This window comes from Microbacterium sp. JZ101 (assembly GCF_053903175.1).
On the sequence record NZ_CP096400.1, the window covers coordinates 299,539 to 315,112 of the forward strand.

Sequence of the window (15,574 nt, forward strand, 5' to 3'; positions counted from 1 at the left end):
GGGGGCTTTTGGGGACGCGGAGTGCGACCTGGGCGAGAGAGGCGGGGGAGAAGAGAGGACGACGGACTGGAGGGAGGGGCAGACCGAGGAGCGGCGCCGACGTCAGATGAACGTCGGCACGTCGGCCCAGGCCGCGGGCGCGTCGTCGACGCCGTCGCGCACGACCGTCCCCTCGATGAGCCCGTAGGGGCGGTCGTCGGCGATGAACACCTCGCCCTCGTTCTCGAGGTCGAAGCGCGCGAGGTCGTAGAGGAAGTGGTGCCGGTTCGGCATCGCGAAGCGGATCTCCGCGAGCTCGGGTCGCGCCTCGATCGCCGCGCGCCCCATCGCGAAGAGGGTCTGCTGCAGGGCGAGCGAGTGCACGACGGCGAACCGCTCGAGGAGCACGGCCGTGACCTCCTCGTACACGCCGTTGTAGTCCACGCCCTCCGCGACCGCCTCGGGCAGGAAGCGCCAGCGCGCCGTGACCGACGTCGCCATGATGCGGTCGTCGGTCTCGGGGAGGGTCGTGAACGGCGTCCTCGGGAACCCCCGGAACTCCGATCCCGTCGACTTCAGGACGACGAGGTCCTTCACGCCGCCCAGCACGTGGGTGCCGCCATCCGCGACCTGGACGGCGGCGAGCCGCGTGCCGCGCCCCGTGCGGACGAACGCGTGATCGTGGCCGGAGCCGTCGACGGCGATGCGCTCCCACACGTGCTGCTCGGCCTGCCACAGCCCGCCCTCCACCCACTCGAACTCGGTCGTGAAGTGCTCGGCGAGGAGGGAGAGGAAGCGCTCGGGCGAGCCCACGCCGTGCGTCTTCGCGAATGCGAACACCGTGTTCTTCTGCGTGTCGGTGGCGATGACCTTCGCGTTGTCGCCGGTCAGGAACGAGTCGGCGAACGCCTCGCCGCGCAGCTGCGAGGTGACCGTGAGGTCCTCGATCTCGTGCCGGGCGGTGTCCCGCGTGATCCGCACGAGGCGGTTCTCGGCCTTGCCGTACTTGTGCGGTCCCAGGTGCACGGACACGTCGCTCATGGATCAGCTCCCTCGATAGGTGGAGTACGCGAACGGGCTCAGCAGGAGCGGCACGTGCGCGTGCGGCTCGCCGTCGACCCGGAAGGCGACGGCGACGGACGGATAGAACGCCTCGACGCCGCGCGCCGCGAACCACGCGCCGGTGTCGAAGACCAGCGTGTGCTCGCCCGCGCCGAGCGCTCCCAGCGCCGCGCGCCCGTCGGCGTCGGTCGCGGCCGTCGCGACGACGGCGCCCGCGGTGCGCACGGCGACGGCCATGCCGGCCGCGGGGCGTCCGCTCGCGGCATCCAGCACATGCGTCGTCAGCTCGGTCATCGGGTCTCCTCGGATGGCGCCGCGGCGGATGGCGCGGTCTCGGATGGCGCGGCGAAGGCCGCGCGGATGCGGGCGAGGGCGATCTCGAGGAGCTGCCCGCACGCCTCGCGGACCTCGGCGGCGTCGTCGTTCGCGAGCCGGCGGTCGAGCTCGCCGAGCATCTCGACGGGGGAGCGGCCCGCGGCGCGGATGAGGAACACCCGGCCGAAGCGCGCCTCGTAGGCCGCGTTGCCCTCGGCCATCCGCGCGGCGACCTCGGCGTCGGCGTCGGCCATCGCCGCCTGCTCGCGCCGGGAGGCGGCCGCCTCCGCGCTGTCTCCCGTCGGACGATCGCCGATCCGCGGATGGCGCGCGAGCGCCGCGTCGAGCTCGCGCTCACCCCAGGTCGCGGCGTCCTCGGCCGCCCTCGCGAGCAGCGCATCGAGCGACCCGTGCGGTCGGGACGCGACGAGCGCGTCGACCCAGCTCGGGACATCCGCCCACACCCGCGCGGCCGCCGCGGCGTCGGGAGCGGGTGCGCGGTCGAAGTCCTCCAGGAGCATGCCGCCACGCTAGGGGCGGCGTATTTCGGCGCGGTAACGCGGGGTGGTTCGCTCAGTCGGCCGAGGGCGGATGGACGATGAGCCAGCGGGCGACGGCGGGTTCATCGCCCGTGTTGTGCAGCCGATGCGGCTTGTCGCAGGGATACCGGATGGTGTCGCCCGCGCGCAGCACGACGACCTCGTCCGAGAAGTCGATCGTGAGCTCGCCGGAGAGCACCTCGCCGACCTCGTACCCCTCGTGGCGGAAGAGCTGGTCCTTCGACGACGCGGTGCTGCCGGGCGGGTAGATCGACTCGAAGTAGTCGATGCCGGGGCTGTCACCCGGAGCGAGGCGCCGGAAGACGACGCCTCCGCCGAGCTCGAGGTACGCGGCGTCCGCGGCGCGCTCGAGAGCGTACGACCCGTCGTCGGGCCCCGTCGCGACCGAGCCGGAGAGCACCGTGGCGAGCGGGACGCCGAGGGCGTCGGTGATCGCGATGAGGCGCGAGACGCTCGGCTGCATGACGCCGCGCTCGATCTGCGAGACCGCGCTCGTCGAGATCCCGAGGCGCCGGGCGAGGGCGGAGACCGAGAGCCCGGTGAGCGTCCGGGCCTCGCGGAGCCGGCGCCCCACGAGGGTGCGCGGGTCGGGTGCGTCCCCGACGCCGGCAGCGGGTCCGGGGGCCGAGAGGGTCACGCCGACATGCTAGCCCGCGCCGCGAGCGAGCCGCCGTCGGGATTTACGCCGCCGAAACACGAGGGACACGGCGCGGGAAACGTGAAGGGATAACTTCACACCACGCCTCTCGTCCGGCAAGCCTCCATCGGCCGGAGCACCACCGACACCGCATCCTCCTCTCGAAAGGCACCATCGTGTCGCAGAGCAGCTCCCCCACCCGGCCGCAGGACGTCGTGGAGGCCGCGGGCCACCCCATCGGCTCCGGCAACATGCGCCCCGGCTACGACCCCCGCCTCGCCAACGAGGACCTCGCCCCGCTGCGCCGCCAGCGCTGGACGAGCTACAACATCTTCGCGTTCTGGATGAGCGACGTGCACTCCGTCGGCGGCTACGTCACCGCCGGCTCCCTGTTCGCGCTCGGCATCGCGAGCTGGCAGGTCCTCGTCGCCCTCGTCGTCGGCATCCTCATCGTCCAGTTCTTCACGAACCTCGTCGCGAAGCCGAGCCAGCGCACGGGCGTGCCCTACCCCGTCGTCAACCGCTTCCTCTTCGGGGTCAAGGGCGCGAACATCCCGGCCATCGTCCGCGGCGTCATCGCGATCGCCTGGTACGGGGTGCAGACGTACCTCGCCGCCGAGTCCCTCACCATCGTCTTCCTCAAGTTCATCCCGGCGTCGGCCGCGCTCCTCGAGCCGAGCTTCCTCGGCCTCGACGCGCTCGGATGGATCTCGTACGCGATCCTCTGGGTCGCGCAGGCCGCCGTCTTCTGGAACGGCATGGAGGCCATCCGCCGCTTCATCGACTTCGCGGGCCCCGCCGTGTACGTCGTGATGATCGTCCTCGCGGTGTATCTCGTGAGCCAGGCGGGCTGGGAGAACATCAGCCTCGACCTCTCGAGCGGCGAGCCCCTCGACCTGTGGGCCTCGATCCCCGTCATGCTCTCCGCCATCGCGATCGTCGTGTCGTACTTCTCGGGGCCGATGCTGAACTTCGGCGACTTCGCGCGCTACGGCCGCAGCTTCCGCGCCGTGAAGCGCGGCAACCTCTGGGGCCTGCCCGTCAACTTCCTCTTCTTCTCGATCCTCACGGTGGTGACGGCGTCGGCGACCGTGCCGGTCTTCGGCGAGCTCATCACCGACCCCATCCACACGGTCGAGCGCATCGACCACTGGTTCGCCATCCTGCTCGGCGGTCTGACCTTCGTCACCGCCACGGTCGGCATCAACATCGTCGCGAACTTCATCTCGCCGGCGTTCGACTTCTCGAACGTCGCGCCCCACCGCATCTCGTGGCGGATGGGCGGGATGATCGCGGCCGTCGGGTCGGTGCTCCTCACGCCCTGGAACTGGTACGCGAACGACCAGGCCATCCACTACACGCTCGGCATCCTGTCGGCCCTCATCGGCCCGCTGTTCGGCATCCTCATCGCGGGGTACTACGTGGTGGCGCGTCAGCGGATCCGCGTCGACGACATGTACACGATGTCCGAGCAGGGCGCCTACTGGTATCGCCGCGGCTACAACCCGAACGCGCTGTGGGCGGTCGCGGGCGCGGGCGTGCCGACCATCCTCCTCGCGATCGTGCCCAAGTCCCTCGTGTTCGCCGGAGCGATCGACCCCGCGTGGGGCGCGATCGGCGACTTCACGTGGTTCATCGGGTGCGGTCTCGGCTTCGCCATCTTCACGCTGCTCGAGCGCGCCCGACCGACCGTCCCCGTGTTCGACGGCGAGACCGCCGGCGTCTCCGACGGCACGGCAGAGGACGTGCTCGAGGAGTACCCCGACACCGCGACCGCCTCGCTGGCGGTCGCGCAGGCCGAGGCCGCGCTCGCGGCCTCCGACGAAGAAGAGGACGCCCAGGTCCGCTGATGCGCATCACCCTCATCAACCCCAACACCTCCCGGGCCATGACGGCCAAGATCGCCGCCGCGGCCCGGGAGGCCGCCGCCCCCGACGTCGAGGTCGTCGCCGTGTGCCCCGCGGAGGGCGACGGCCCGGCCGCGATCGAGAGCCACCTCGACGAGGTGCACGCGGCGGCCGCGGTCGTCGACGCCATCCGGCGCGACCAGGCGGCGGGCGGCAGCGACGGCTACATCGTCGCGTGCTTCGGGGACCCCGGCCTCGACGCCGCGCGCGAGCTCGTCGACGCACCCGTCGTCGGGATCGCGGAGGCCGCTATGCACGTCGCCGCCCTCACCGGGCGGACCTTCGGGATCGTCACGACGCTCTCGCGCACGCTCGGCCGCGCCGAGGACCTCGTGCTCCGCTACGGGTTCGAGCGCGCGTGCGTCGCCGCCTACGGCACGGGCATCCCCGTCCTCGACCTCGAGGAGGCCGACCCCGCGGCCGTCGAGCGCATCGCCGCGTGGTGCGAGCGCGTCGCGTGGGAGGACCGCGCCGACGCCGTCGTGCTCGGCTGCGCGGGCATGGCCGACCTCTGCGCGCACCTGTCCGAGCGCGTGGGCGTCCCGGTCGTCGACGGCGTCGCCGCGGCGGTCGGGCTCGTCTCGGCGATGGCGCGGATGGGCGTGGGCACGAGCAAGCGCGACGAGTACGCGACGCCGCCGCACCGCGAGCCCCTGGCGCGCGACGCGGCTGTCGCGGGGAGCGTGACCGCATGAGCGGCCCCGTCTCCGCCATCGCCGCGCGGCGCGTGCTCGTGGGCGGCGCCTTCGCGGCCGCCACCGTGCGCATCGCCGACGGCCTCGTGGCCGGCGTGGAGCCGTACGACCCCGACGCCGAGGTCGTGCTCGCCGACGCGGAGGTGCTGCTCCCTGGCCTCGTCGACAGCCACGTGCACCTCAACGAGCCGGGGCGCACCGCGTGGGAGGGCTTCGCCACCGGCACGGCGGCGGCCGCCGCGGGCGGCGTGACGACGCTCGTCGAGATGCCGCTCAACTCGGTGCCCGTCACGACGACGCCCGCCGCGCTCGCCGCGAAGCGTCGGGCCGCGGTCGGCAAGCTCGCGGTCGACGTCGCGTTCTGGGGCGGCGCCGTGCCCGAGAACCTCGGCGCCCTCGGCGCTCTGCTCGACGCGGGGGTCGTCGGGGTGAAGTGCTTCCTCGCCCCGAGCGGGATCGACGAGTTCGGGCACCTCGACGCCGCTCAGCTGGAGACGGCTCTCGCCGAGCTCGCCGCGCGCGACGGCCTGCTCATCGCGCACGCCGAGCTCGAGGAGCACCTGTCCGACGCCGCGGGCCCCGTGTTCACCGATTTCGTGGCATCCCGCCCTCCTCGCGCGGAGGTCGAGGCGATCCGCCTCGTGATCGAGGCGGCCCGGCGGACCGGGGCCCGCGTGCACATCGTGCACGTCTCGGCCGCGGAGGCGCTCGACCTCGTGCGCGCGGCCCGCGCCGACGGCGTCCGCATCACCGTGGAGACGTGCCCGCACTACCTGACCCTGCGCGCCGAGGAGCTGCCGGACGGCCAGGGCCGCTTCAAGTGCTGCCCGCCGATCCGAGACGGCGCGAACCAGGACGCCCTGTGGGCGGGCGTCCTCGACGGCACGATCGCGGCGATCGTGAGCGATCACTCGCCCGCGACCTTCGATCTCAAGGGCGTCGCCGACCTCGGGCTCGCGTGGGGCGGGATCGCGGGTGTGCAGACCGGGCTGTCGGCCGTGTGGACCGAGGCGCGCCGCCGGGGCCTGCCGCTCGAGGCCATCCTGCCGGCGTTCACGACCGGGCCAGCGGACCTCGTGCGCCTCGGCGACCGCGGCCGCATCGCCCCGGGGGCGCCGGCCCACCTCGTCGTGTTCGACCCCGAGGCCGAGTACGTGCTCGATGCCGCATCGCTCGCCTACCGGAACCCCATGTCGCCGTGGGAGGGCGCGCGTCTGCGCGGGATCGTCCGGGAGACCTACCTGCACGGCGAGCTCATCCACGCGCACGGCACCGGACTGCGCGCACGACGCGGGCACGAGGTGCTCGCCCCCACGACGACCGCGACCCTGACGGAGGCCAGCGCATGACCATCGACACCGCCGAGCGGAACCGGTTCGGAGCGGCCGCAGCGCCGGCGCGCTTCGCCGACATCCCGATCCTGCAGCCCGGTCGCGGCCTGCCCGACGGCGCGACGTACCTGACGTCGTCGCCCGAGACCGTGCGGTGGGGGCGGCTCCCGAGCGGCGAGGACGAGCCCGTCCTCACGATCGCGTCGGGCGAGACGATCATCGTCGACACGGTCAGCCACGAGGGGCTGCTGCCCGACCAGGGCCAGGACCCGGTCGCGTTCTTCGCGCAGCACGGCGTCCCCGCGGGCGCCGTCCTCGACGACGCGGTCGCGATCGCCGCATCGGTGCCTCGCGACCCCGTCGCCGACGGCCCGCACGTCGTCACCGGTCCCATCCGCGTGGAGGGCGCGCAGCCGGGCGACCTCCTCCGGATCACCGTCGTCGCGCTCGAGCCGCGGGTTCCGTACGGCGTCATCTCGAATCGACACGGCAAGGGGGCGCTGCCCGGCGTGCTGCCGCGCAGCGGCCGGACGGTCAGCGTCTTCGCCCCGGTCGAGGAGCGCGCAGGCCGCCTCGTCGGAGCGCTCCCCGCGACCGAGGGCGGAGCGCGCGACGTCGTCTTCCCGCTCGCGCCGTTCCTCGGCACGATGGGCGTCACGCCGGCCGGGCCGGAGCGCGCGCATTCGGTCCCGCCCGGTGCGCACGGCGGCAACATCGACATCAACCTCCTGACGGCGGGCTCGTCGCTCTACCTCCCCGTGCAGGTCGAGGGCGCGCTCGCGTACGTGGGCGACCCCCACTTCGCGCAGGGCGACGGCGAGGTCGCGCTCACGGCGCTCGAGGCCTCGCTGCGGGCGACCCTCCGCTTCGACGTCGTGCCCGCCGCCGCGGCCGAGCGCGCCTTCGGACGCATCGCCGGCCCGCTCGTGCGCACGGCCGACCACCTCGTCCCGACGGGCCTCGACCCGGATCTCGACGAGGCGATGCGGGCGTGCACGACGGAGGCGATCGCGCTTCTGCAGGCGCGATGGGGGATGGACGAGCATCTCGCCTACGCCTACCTGTCGGCGGCGGTCGACTTCGACATCTCGCAGGTCGTCGACGTCGTGTGCGGCGTGCACGCGCGAATCCGCGAGGCCGACTTCGCCGCGATCGAGGCCGCCGATGCGTGACGCGACGGCCGTGCAGGCGCCACCGCGGATCCCGGGCGACGAGACGGTTCCGGCCGAGCTGCTCGACGCGTTCCACGCGTACGAGCGGGCCGTGGTCGCGAACGACCTCGATGCGCTCGATGCGTGGTTCGACGACGCCCCCGACACGCTGCGCGGAGACGAGAGCGGCCTCCTCGTGGGGCACGACGCGATCAGCGCGTTCCGCGCGCAGCGGGGCGGGGTCGCGCCGCGCGCCATCGAGCGGATCGAGCACCGTCCGCTCGCCGACGGGACGGCGCTGCTCGTCTCGGTCTCGCGCTTCGACGCGGGCGGGCGAGGGCTGCAGACCCAGGTCTGGCGCCGCAGGGCGGCAGGGTGGCGCATCGTCGCGGCGCACGTCTCCTCGCGGCCGCGGGCGTTCGACCGCGCGATCTGGCGCGAGGTCGGCGAGCCCCTCGCGCCGGCGGCGGCCGACGGCCCCCTCTCGGGCCTCTCGTTCGCGGTCAAGGACCTCTTCGCGATCGCCGGGAGCAGGATCGGCGCGGGCAATCCCGCCTACCTCGACGAGGCGCGGCCCGCCACGACGACCGCGCCCGCCGTGTCGACCCTGCTCGGCGGGGGCGCTGCGCTGCGCGGGATCGCGCGCACCGACGAGTTCGCCTACTCGATCGCGGGGGACAACGCGCACTACGGCACCCCGCCGAACGGGGCCCTCCCCGGGGCTCTCCCCGGCGGGTCGTCGAGCGGGCCCGCGTCGGCCGTCGCGCTGGGCCAGGCCGACATCGGCCTCGCGACCGACACCGCGGGCTCCATCCGCGTGCCGGCGTCCTATCAGGGGCTGTGGGGGGTGCGGACCACGCACGGCCGGGTCCCGCGACGCGGCGTGCTGCCGCTCGCGCCCGCGTTCGACACGGTCGGATGGCTCACGCGCGACGGCGAGACGCTCGAGCGGGTGGCCTCGTGGTGCCTCGACGGCGACGCCGAGGCGCCGCTGCCGTGGCGCTTCCGCGTCCCCGTCGAGGCGCTCGAGCTCGCCGAGCCCGCCGTGCGCGAGGCGTTCGAGGAGCTGCTCGCGGCGCTCGGCCGCACCGCGCCGATCGAGCGCGTCTCGATCGGCGACCTCGCGGCCTGCCACGAGCGGTTCCGCACGGTCCAGGCCGCCGAGGCCTGGCGAGTGCACGGGGCGTGGCTGGACGCGCATCCCGGGGCGCTCGGCGGAGCCGTCGCCGCCCGCTTCGCCGCCGCGGCGGAGGTGACCCCGTTCGCCGAGCAGGCGGCGCGCGAGCAGCTGCGCCCGTTCGCCGCGCGCGTGCGCGCGCTCGTCGGAGACGCGGTGCTGATCCTCCCCGTCGTCCCCGGCCCCGCGCCGTCCCGCACCGCCGAGCCCGACGAGATCGACGCCATCCGCACCGCCACCCTCCGGCTCACGGCTCCCGCCGCGGTGGCGGGAGCGCCCTCGATCTCGGCTCCGCTCCTGACCGTCCCGTCCGCCCTCGGTCCTGCTCCCGTCGGGGTGGGGCTCATCGGGCGGGCCGGCTCCGACCTCTCCCTCGTCCGCCTGGCGCGGGCGCTCGCCGACGCCGTGTCGTGAGCCCGCGCCGTCCCCTCCCGACCGCCCCACTCGGAAGCAGCACATCATGACGATCACCGCCCCGCTCGACCCGCCCGCCCGCCTCCTCATGGGCCCCGGCCCCATCTCGGCGTATCCGCGCGTCCTGCGCGCGATGTCGGCGCAGCTCGTCGGGCAGTACGACCCGTTCATGACCGCGACGATGCGCGAGACGCAGGAGCTCTACCGTCGCGTGTGGGCGACGCGGAACGACGCGACGCTTCTCGTCGACGGCACCGCGCGCGCCGGCATCGAGGCGGCGCTCATGTCGCTCATCCGCCCGGGCGACCGGGTGCTCGTGCCGGTCTTCGGGCGGTTCGGGCATCTGCTCGCGGAGATCGCGGAGCGCGCGCTCGCCGAGGTGCACGTCGTCGAGGTCCCGTGGGGCCAGGTGGTGCCGACCTCGCTCATCGAGGAGGCCGTCGCGCGCGTGAAGCCCGCGGTTCTCGCGCTCGTTCAGGGGGACACCTCCACGACGATGAACCAGCCGCTCGACGAGATCGGCGCGATCTGCGAGCGGCACGGCGCGCTCTTCTACACCGACGCGACGGCCTCGCTCGGCGGGAACGCGTTCCTCGCCGACGCCTGGGGAGTCGACGCCGCCACCGCGGGGCTCCAGAAGTGCCTCGGCGGGCCCAGCGGCTCGGCGCCGCTCACGCTCTCGGAGCGCGCCGTGTCGGTCATCCGCTCGCGCTCGCGCGTCGAGGCGGGCATCCGCGAGGACGCCGACGCGAGCGCCGCCGACTTCGTCCGCACGAACTACTTCGACCTCGGCATGATCCTCGACTACTGGGGGCCGCGACGCCTCAACCACCACACCGAGGCGACCTCGATGCTCTACGCGGCGCGGGAGTGCGCGGCCGTGCTCCTCGAGGAGGGGCGCGAGGCGGTGATCGAGCGGCACCGGCTGGCGGGCGCCGCGATGCTCGCAGGAGTCCGCGGTCTCGGGCTGGGCGTCTTCGGCGATGTCGCGCACCGGATGAACAACGTCGTCGCGGTCGAGGTCCCGGATGGCGTGCCGGCGGACGCCGTGCGCGAGGCGCTGCTCGACGACTTCGGCGTCGAGATCGGCACGTCGTTCGGGCCGCTGCACGGCCGGGTCTGGCGGATCGGCACGATGGGCTACAACGCGCGCAAGGACGCGGTGCTCGTCACGCTCGCGGCGCTCGAGGCGGTCCTGCGCCGCTTCGGCGTCGCCGTCGCTGCGGGCGGCGGGGTCGAGGCAGCCGGCGACGTCTTCCGCGCCGCGGTGCGCGAGGAGGTGCTCGCATGATCGCCTCGCGACTCGCGCTCTCGACCGAGCAGATCGCCGCGGCTGCCCGCCGCGTCATGGCGCGCTGCGACGAGCTCGCGCGGATCAGCGCCGACAGCGGAGCCATCACGCGCGTGTACCTCTCGCCCGAGCACGCGCGGGTGAACGCGCTCGCCGACGCGTGGATGCGCGAGGTCGGGATGACCACCCGGCAGGACGCCGCGGGCAATCAGCTCGGGCTCCTCCCCGCGGCCGATCCCGACGCGCCCGTGCTCATGCTCGGCTCGCATCTCGACACCGTGATCGACGCGGGGCGCTTCGACGGCATCGTCGGCGTGCTCATGGCGATCGAGGTCGTGCGCATCCTCCGGGTCGCGTCGGCGGACGGCGGGTGGCGGTCGCCGTTCCCGTTCGGGATCGAGGTGGCGGCGTTCGCCGACGAGGAGGGCACGCGCTTCGGACGCGCGCTGCTCGGGTCGTCGGCCGTCGCGGGCACCTGGGACGACGCCTGGTGGGACCTGGAGGACGCCGACGGGATCACGCTCCGCGACGCGCACCGCGCCTTCGGACTGGACGCGGCCGCCATCCGCGACGCCGCACGCGCCCCCGGGCAGCTCGTCGGCTACCTCGAGGCGCACATCGAGCAGGGGCCCGAGCTCGATCGGCGCGACGAGCCGCTCGCCGTGGTGTCGTCGATCGCCTCGGCGCGGCGGTTCCAGGTGGTCGTCGAGGGCGAGGCCCGTCACGCGGGCGGCACGCCCTACGACATGCGGCGCGACGCCCTCCTCGGAGCCAGCGAGGCGGCTCTCGCCGTCGAGCGCGTCTGCTCATCGGAGCACCACATCATCGGCACCGTCGGGCAGCTCGAGGCGTTCCCGGGGGCGGTGAACGTCATCCCCGGCGAGACGCGGATGAGCATCGACCTGCGCGGCGAGTTCGACGGCGCGCGCGACCGCGTGTGGGAGCGGATCTCCCGCGAGCTCGACGAGATCATGGGCAGGCGACGGCTCCGCTGGCACGCGCGCGAGGTGCACAGCGCCCCCGCGCTCTTCTGCGCACCGCTTCTGCAGGACGTCGTGCGCGAGGGCATCCGCGCGAGCGTCGCGAGCGCCGAGCCGGCGTCGCTGTTCAGCCCGGCCGGGCACGACGGGATGACGCTGGGCGCGCTGACGGATGTCGGGATGCTCTTCCTGCGCAATGCGGACGGCGTCAGCCACCATCCGGCCGAGTCCGTCCTCGGCGGCGACGTCGCGCTCGGCATCCGCGCGCTCGCGGAGGCCGTCGCGCACCGCGGCGCCGAGCCGAGCTGACCGGCGTCCTGCCGCGTAACACCGGCGCAACAGGCGCGCACGTCGGCGAAATCTGAGGCCCGTACTGTCGCCGAGTACTCACCCGAGAGCACCACCACCTGCAGATGGAGACCCGCATGCCCGCTTCATCCCTTCGTACCCGGCTCGGCGCATCCGCCGCGGTCGTCGCCCTGTCATCGCTCGTGCTCGCCGGATGCGCGGGCGAGCCCGCCGACGGCGCCGCCGGCGACGATGAGAGCTTCGGCGAGATCTCGCTGCAGCTCAGCTGGATCCTCAACGAGGAGTTCGCGGGCGAGTACATCGCCGACAGCGAGGGCTACTACGAGGACGCCGGCTTCGACGCCGTGAACCTCGTGCCCGGCCCCTCGACCGGCACCGCCGAGCTGCTGAGCGGAAGCGTCGACATCGCGCTCAGCGACTCCGCCGCGGTCGGCACGGTCATCGCGAACGAGGGCGCCCCGCTCAAGATCATCGGCGCGACCTTCCAGGCCAACCCGTTCACGGTGCTCTCCCTCGCCGACGGCGGGAACATCGCCACGCCGGCCGACCTCGTCGGGAAGCGGATCGGCGTGCAGGACTCGAACACGTCGCTCTTCCAGGCGCTCCTCGCGGCCAACGGCATCGACCCCGCCGAGGTCGAGGTCGTGCCGGTCCAGTACGACCCCGCGCCCCTCGTGAACGGGGAGGTCGACGGGTTCATCGCCTACCTCACGAACGAGGCCATCACGCTCGACCTCGCGGGGCTCGACACGGTCAACCTCGCCTTCGCCGACAACGGCCTGCCGTTCGTGGCGGAGACGGTCACCGTCACGGACGAGACGATCGAGACCGAGCGCGAGATGCTCAAGGCGTTCCTGGTCGCCGAGATCCGCGGCTGGACCGACGCGCTCGCCGACCCGCAGCGCGGCGCCGACCTCGCGATGGAGGAGTACGGCACCGATCTCGACCTCGACCCGGAGAAGACGCTCGCGGGCTCCGAGGCGCAGAACGCGCTGGTCGTCTCGGCGGACACCGAGGAGAGCGGCCTGTTCACGATCAGCGAGGAGCTCCAGGAGCGCACGATCGCGAGCCTTGCGGGGGCGGGCATCGACGTCACCGCCGAGGAGCTGTTCGACATGAGCCTCCTCGCCGAGGTCTACGAGGAGAATCCCGACCTCGTGGCGTACGCCGGCTGAGCGCAGCCAAGGGCCGGCCGACCCAGCCGGCCCCTTCCCGGCATCCCGACAACCCAAGGAGCACACGTGACCGACACGGCCATCCCCGCGATCCCCGCGTCGACGGCGGGGACCGGGCTGCAGATCACGGGGCTGAACAAGGTGTTCCGCTCGGGGCGCCGCAGCGTCGTGGCTCTGCAGGACGCCGACCTGCACACCGATCGGGGAGCGTTCCTCTCGCTCCTCGGACCGTCCGGGTGCGGCAAGTCGACCATCCTGCGGATCCTCGCGGGCCTCGAGGAGCCCACGAGCGGCACGATCCTCGTCGACGGACGCAGCCCAGAGGACCTGCGCCGCGAGAACCGGCTGGGCATCGCGTTCCAGGACGCGGCGCTGCTGCCGTGGCGCAGCGTGCAGGCCAACATCCAGCTGCCGTTCGAGGTGGCCGGCCGGCCTGTCGACAGGGACTACGTGCGCGAGCTCATCGATCTCGTCGGCCTCACCGGCTTCGAGAAGGCGCGCCCCGCGCAGCTCTCCGGCGGGATGCGCCAGCGCGTCTCGATCGCGCGCTCGCTCGTCCTGAAGCCCGACGTGCTGCTGTTCGACGAGCCCTTCGGCGCGCTCGACGACATGACGCGGCAGCGGCTCAACCTCGAGCTGCTGCGCATCTGGACCGAGAAGCCCGCGACGACCCTGCTCGTGACGCACGGCATCTCGGAGGCGATCTTCCTCAGCGACAAGGTCGCGGTGATGAGCCCTCGGCCCGGGCGCGTCAAGGCGGTCATGGACATCGACCTGCCGCGGCCGCGCACCCCCGAGCTCATGCGCACGCCCGAGTTCCACGCGTACGTCGACCAGGCATCGGAGCTCCTGTTCGGAGGGGGCGACGATGAGCGCTGACGGGGTGGGCGGCGGCTCGGGCGACGCGCTCGCGGCGGTTGCGGCCCAGGCCCCGGACGGACGCGGCGCGCGCATCGCGTGGGAGGACGTGCGCCTCCCGTCCTGGCTCGTCGGCGCGATCGGGCTGGTGGGCGTGGTCATCGCATGGTGGGTGCTCGCCGAGACCGCGCTCGCCGGCGTGGGCGCCGGCGTCCGCGCCGTCCCCACGCCGCCGGAGGTCGTGGTCGGCATCGTCTCGGCGGGATGGGACTTCTACGCGCGCAACTTCGCGGTCACCCTCGCCGAGGCCGGCATCGGGTACCTGTGGGGCAACGCCATCGCCCTCGTGCTCTCGGCCGCGGTGCTCGTCGTGCCGCGCCTCGAGGGCCTCGTGATGCAGCTCGCGATCCTGACCTACTGCATCCCGATCGTCGCGATCGGCATCGTGCTCGTCGTCATCATCCCGGTGCCCCCTGCGGGGCAGCCGGCGGGCAACGCCGTGTTCCTGGCGGCGCTGTCGGTGTTCTTCACGACCGTCGTGAGCACGCTGCTCGGCCTCAAGGCCGCCGACCGCTCCGCTCTCGACGTCGTGACCGTCTACGGCGGCTCGCGTCTGATGCAGCTGCGCAAGGTCCGCATCGTCGCGGCGCTGCCATCCGCTCTGAACGCCCTCCAGGTCGCCGTGCCGGCCGCCTTCCTCGGCGCGGTGCTCGGCGAGTTCTTCGGCAAGGTGCAGTCGGGCGTCGGCCCGGCGATGATCGCCGCCCAGCAGGGCCTCGACGCGCCGCGCGTGTGGGGCCTCGCGCTCGTGTCGGGTCTCGTCGCGCTCGCCGGATTCGCGCTCCTCGGCGTCGTGGCGCGTCTCGTCGCGCCCTGGGCGAAGGGCGCGGCATGAGCGCGGGCGGCGCCGCGGCGGACATCCGGCGCGAGGCGCGCAGGGCCACCCTCCGCGCGCTCGGATCGAGTCTCGCGACCTTCGGCCTCACGCTCGCGGCGGTGCTCGTCCTCTGGCAGGGCCTGCTGTGGGCGACGGGCGTGTCGCCCTACGTCGGGAAGGGGCCGCTCGACGTCTGGACCTTCCTCGTCACGGCACCCGAGGCGGCGGAGAACCGTGCGCTGCTGATGGGCCAGCTCGTCACCACGCTCCAGGACGCCGCGATCGGGTTCGTCGCGGGGCTCGTCGTCGCGCTGCTCGTCGCGATCGGGTTCCAGCTGAGCCGGGGGCTCGAGCACGCGCTCATGCCGCTCGCGATGCTGCTGCGCTCGGTGCCGCTCGTGGCGATGGCGCCCGTCATCATCCTCCTGTTCGGGCGCAGCGCGGCCACCGTCGCGGTGATCGGCGGCATCGTCGTGCTGTTCCCGGCGCTCGTCAACATCGTGTTCGGGCTGCGACAGGTCTCTCCGCAGATGAGCGACGTCATCCACGTCTACGGCGGATCGGCGTGGACGGCCCTGCGGAAGGTCGCGCTGCCGAGCGCGCTGCCCTCGCTCCTCGCCGCCGTGCGGATCTCGGTGCCGGGGGCCATCACGGGCGCGCTGCTGGCCGAGTGGCTCGCGGTAGGCGGCGGGATCGGCGGAGCCGTGGGCGCGTACAGCTCGCAGGCGCAGTTCTCCGCCCTGTGGTCGGCGGTCGTGCTCGTCACGGCCGCGGCCCTCGTGATCTACAATCTCGTGGCCGTCGTCGAGTCCGTCGTCCTCGCCCGGATGGGCATGGCGGATCGCGCCTGAGCTCG

Annotated in this window: 15 protein-coding genes; 11 read left to right on the forward strand and 4 right to left on the reverse strand. The window is 73.5% G+C overall.

Going from position 1 to position 15,574, the window contains the following annotated elements:
* Positions 1–102 precede the first annotated feature (102 nt).
* Genes pucL through M1D56_RS01360 form a run of 4 tightly spaced genes read right to left on the reverse strand, consistent with a single transcriptional unit; the run spans position 103 to position 2,553 of the window.
* Entirely contained in the window at positions 103–1,020 is a 918-nt protein-coding gene (gene pucL, locus M1D56_RS01345; RefSeq protein WP_456284436.1) for a factor-independent urate hydroxylase, read from the reverse strand.
* Positions 1,021–1,023: 3 nt separating this feature from the next.
* Positions 1,024–1,335: a hydroxyisourate hydrolase gene (uraH, locus tag M1D56_RS01350; RefSeq protein WP_324012933.1), complete on the reverse strand. Its 312-nt coding sequence runs from the start codon at positions 1,333–1,335 to the stop codon at positions 1,024–1,026.
* Positions 1,332–1,877 (reverse strand): 2-oxo-4-hydroxy-4-carboxy-5-ureidoimidazoline decarboxylase, encoded by a 546-nt coding sequence (gene uraD / locus M1D56_RS01355; protein ID WP_456284437.1) that lies wholly within the window; start codon positions 1,875–1,877, stop codon positions 1,332–1,334. Before uraD ends, uraH begins: the two co-directional genes overlap by 4 nt.
* Positions 1,878–1,929: 52 nt before the next feature.
* On the reverse strand, positions 1,930–2,553 hold the full coding sequence (locus M1D56_RS01360; RefSeq protein ID WP_324012930.1) for a helix-turn-helix domain-containing protein: 624 nt from the start codon (positions 2,551–2,553) through the stop codon (positions 1,930–1,932).
* A gap of 176 nt (positions 2,554–2,729) precedes the next feature.
* On the opposite strand from M1D56_RS01360, the gene M1D56_RS01365 reads away from it, so the two are divergent.
* The 11 genes from M1D56_RS01365 (at position 2,730) to M1D56_RS01415 (ending at position 15,569) form a co-directional block, all read left to right on the forward strand.
* Entirely contained in the window at positions 2,730–4,403 is a 1,674-nt protein-coding gene (locus M1D56_RS01365; protein WP_456284438.1) for an NCS1 family nucleobase:cation symporter-1, read from the forward strand.
* Positions 4,403–5,155, forward strand: a complete 753-nt coding sequence (locus M1D56_RS01370) for an aspartate/glutamate racemase family protein (protein WP_324012927.1) — start codon at positions 4,403–4,405, stop codon at positions 5,153–5,155. Before M1D56_RS01365 ends, M1D56_RS01370 begins: the two co-directional genes overlap by 1 nt.
* Complete coding sequence (gene allB, locus M1D56_RS01375) at positions 5,152–6,504, forward strand: allantoinase AllB (protein ID WP_456284439.1); 1,353 nt, start codon at positions 5,152–5,154, stop codon at positions 6,502–6,504. Before M1D56_RS01370 ends, allB begins: the two co-directional genes overlap by 4 nt.
* On the forward strand, positions 6,501–7,658 hold the full coding sequence (locus M1D56_RS01380) for an acetamidase/formamidase family protein (protein WP_456284440.1): 1,158 nt from the start codon (positions 6,501–6,503) through the stop codon (positions 7,656–7,658). The genes allB and M1D56_RS01380 overlap by 4 nt, the downstream gene beginning before the upstream one ends.
* Positions 7,651–9,228, forward strand: coding sequence for an AtzH-like domain-containing protein (locus tag M1D56_RS01385; RefSeq protein WP_456284441.1), 1,578 nt, complete (start codon positions 7,651–7,653; stop codon positions 9,226–9,228). Before M1D56_RS01380 ends, M1D56_RS01385 begins: the two co-directional genes overlap by 8 nt.
* Before the next feature lie 46 nt (positions 9,229–9,274).
* Positions 9,275–10,519, forward strand: coding sequence for a pyridoxal-phosphate-dependent aminotransferase family protein (locus M1D56_RS01390; protein WP_455969097.1), 1,245 nt, complete (start codon positions 9,275–9,277; stop codon positions 10,517–10,519).
* Complete coding sequence (locus M1D56_RS01395; protein WP_456284442.1) at positions 10,516–11,808, forward strand: allantoate amidohydrolase; 1,293 nt, start codon at positions 10,516–10,518, stop codon at positions 11,806–11,808. The genes M1D56_RS01390 and M1D56_RS01395 overlap by 4 nt, the downstream gene beginning before the upstream one ends.
* Positions 11,809–11,924: 116 nt before the next feature.
* Positions 11,925–12,983: an ABC transporter substrate-binding protein gene (locus M1D56_RS01400; RefSeq protein ID WP_456284443.1), complete on the forward strand. Its 1,059-nt coding sequence runs from the start codon at positions 11,925–11,927 to the stop codon at positions 12,981–12,983.
* Between the two features lie 66 nt (positions 12,984–13,049).
* Complete coding sequence (locus M1D56_RS01405; RefSeq protein ID WP_324012915.1) at positions 13,050–13,862, forward strand: ABC transporter ATP-binding protein; 813 nt, start codon at positions 13,050–13,052, stop codon at positions 13,860–13,862.
* Positions 13,852–14,736 (forward strand): ABC transporter permease, encoded by an 885-nt coding sequence (locus tag M1D56_RS01410; RefSeq protein WP_456284444.1) that lies wholly within the window; start codon positions 13,852–13,854, stop codon positions 14,734–14,736. Before M1D56_RS01405 ends, M1D56_RS01410 begins: the two co-directional genes overlap by 11 nt.
* On the forward strand, positions 14,733–15,569 hold the full coding sequence (locus M1D56_RS01415; RefSeq protein WP_456284445.1) for an ABC transporter permease: 837 nt from the start codon (positions 14,733–14,735) through the stop codon (positions 15,567–15,569). The genes M1D56_RS01410 and M1D56_RS01415 overlap by 4 nt, the downstream gene beginning before the upstream one ends.
* The last annotated feature ends 5 nt before the right edge of the window (positions 15,570–15,574 follow it).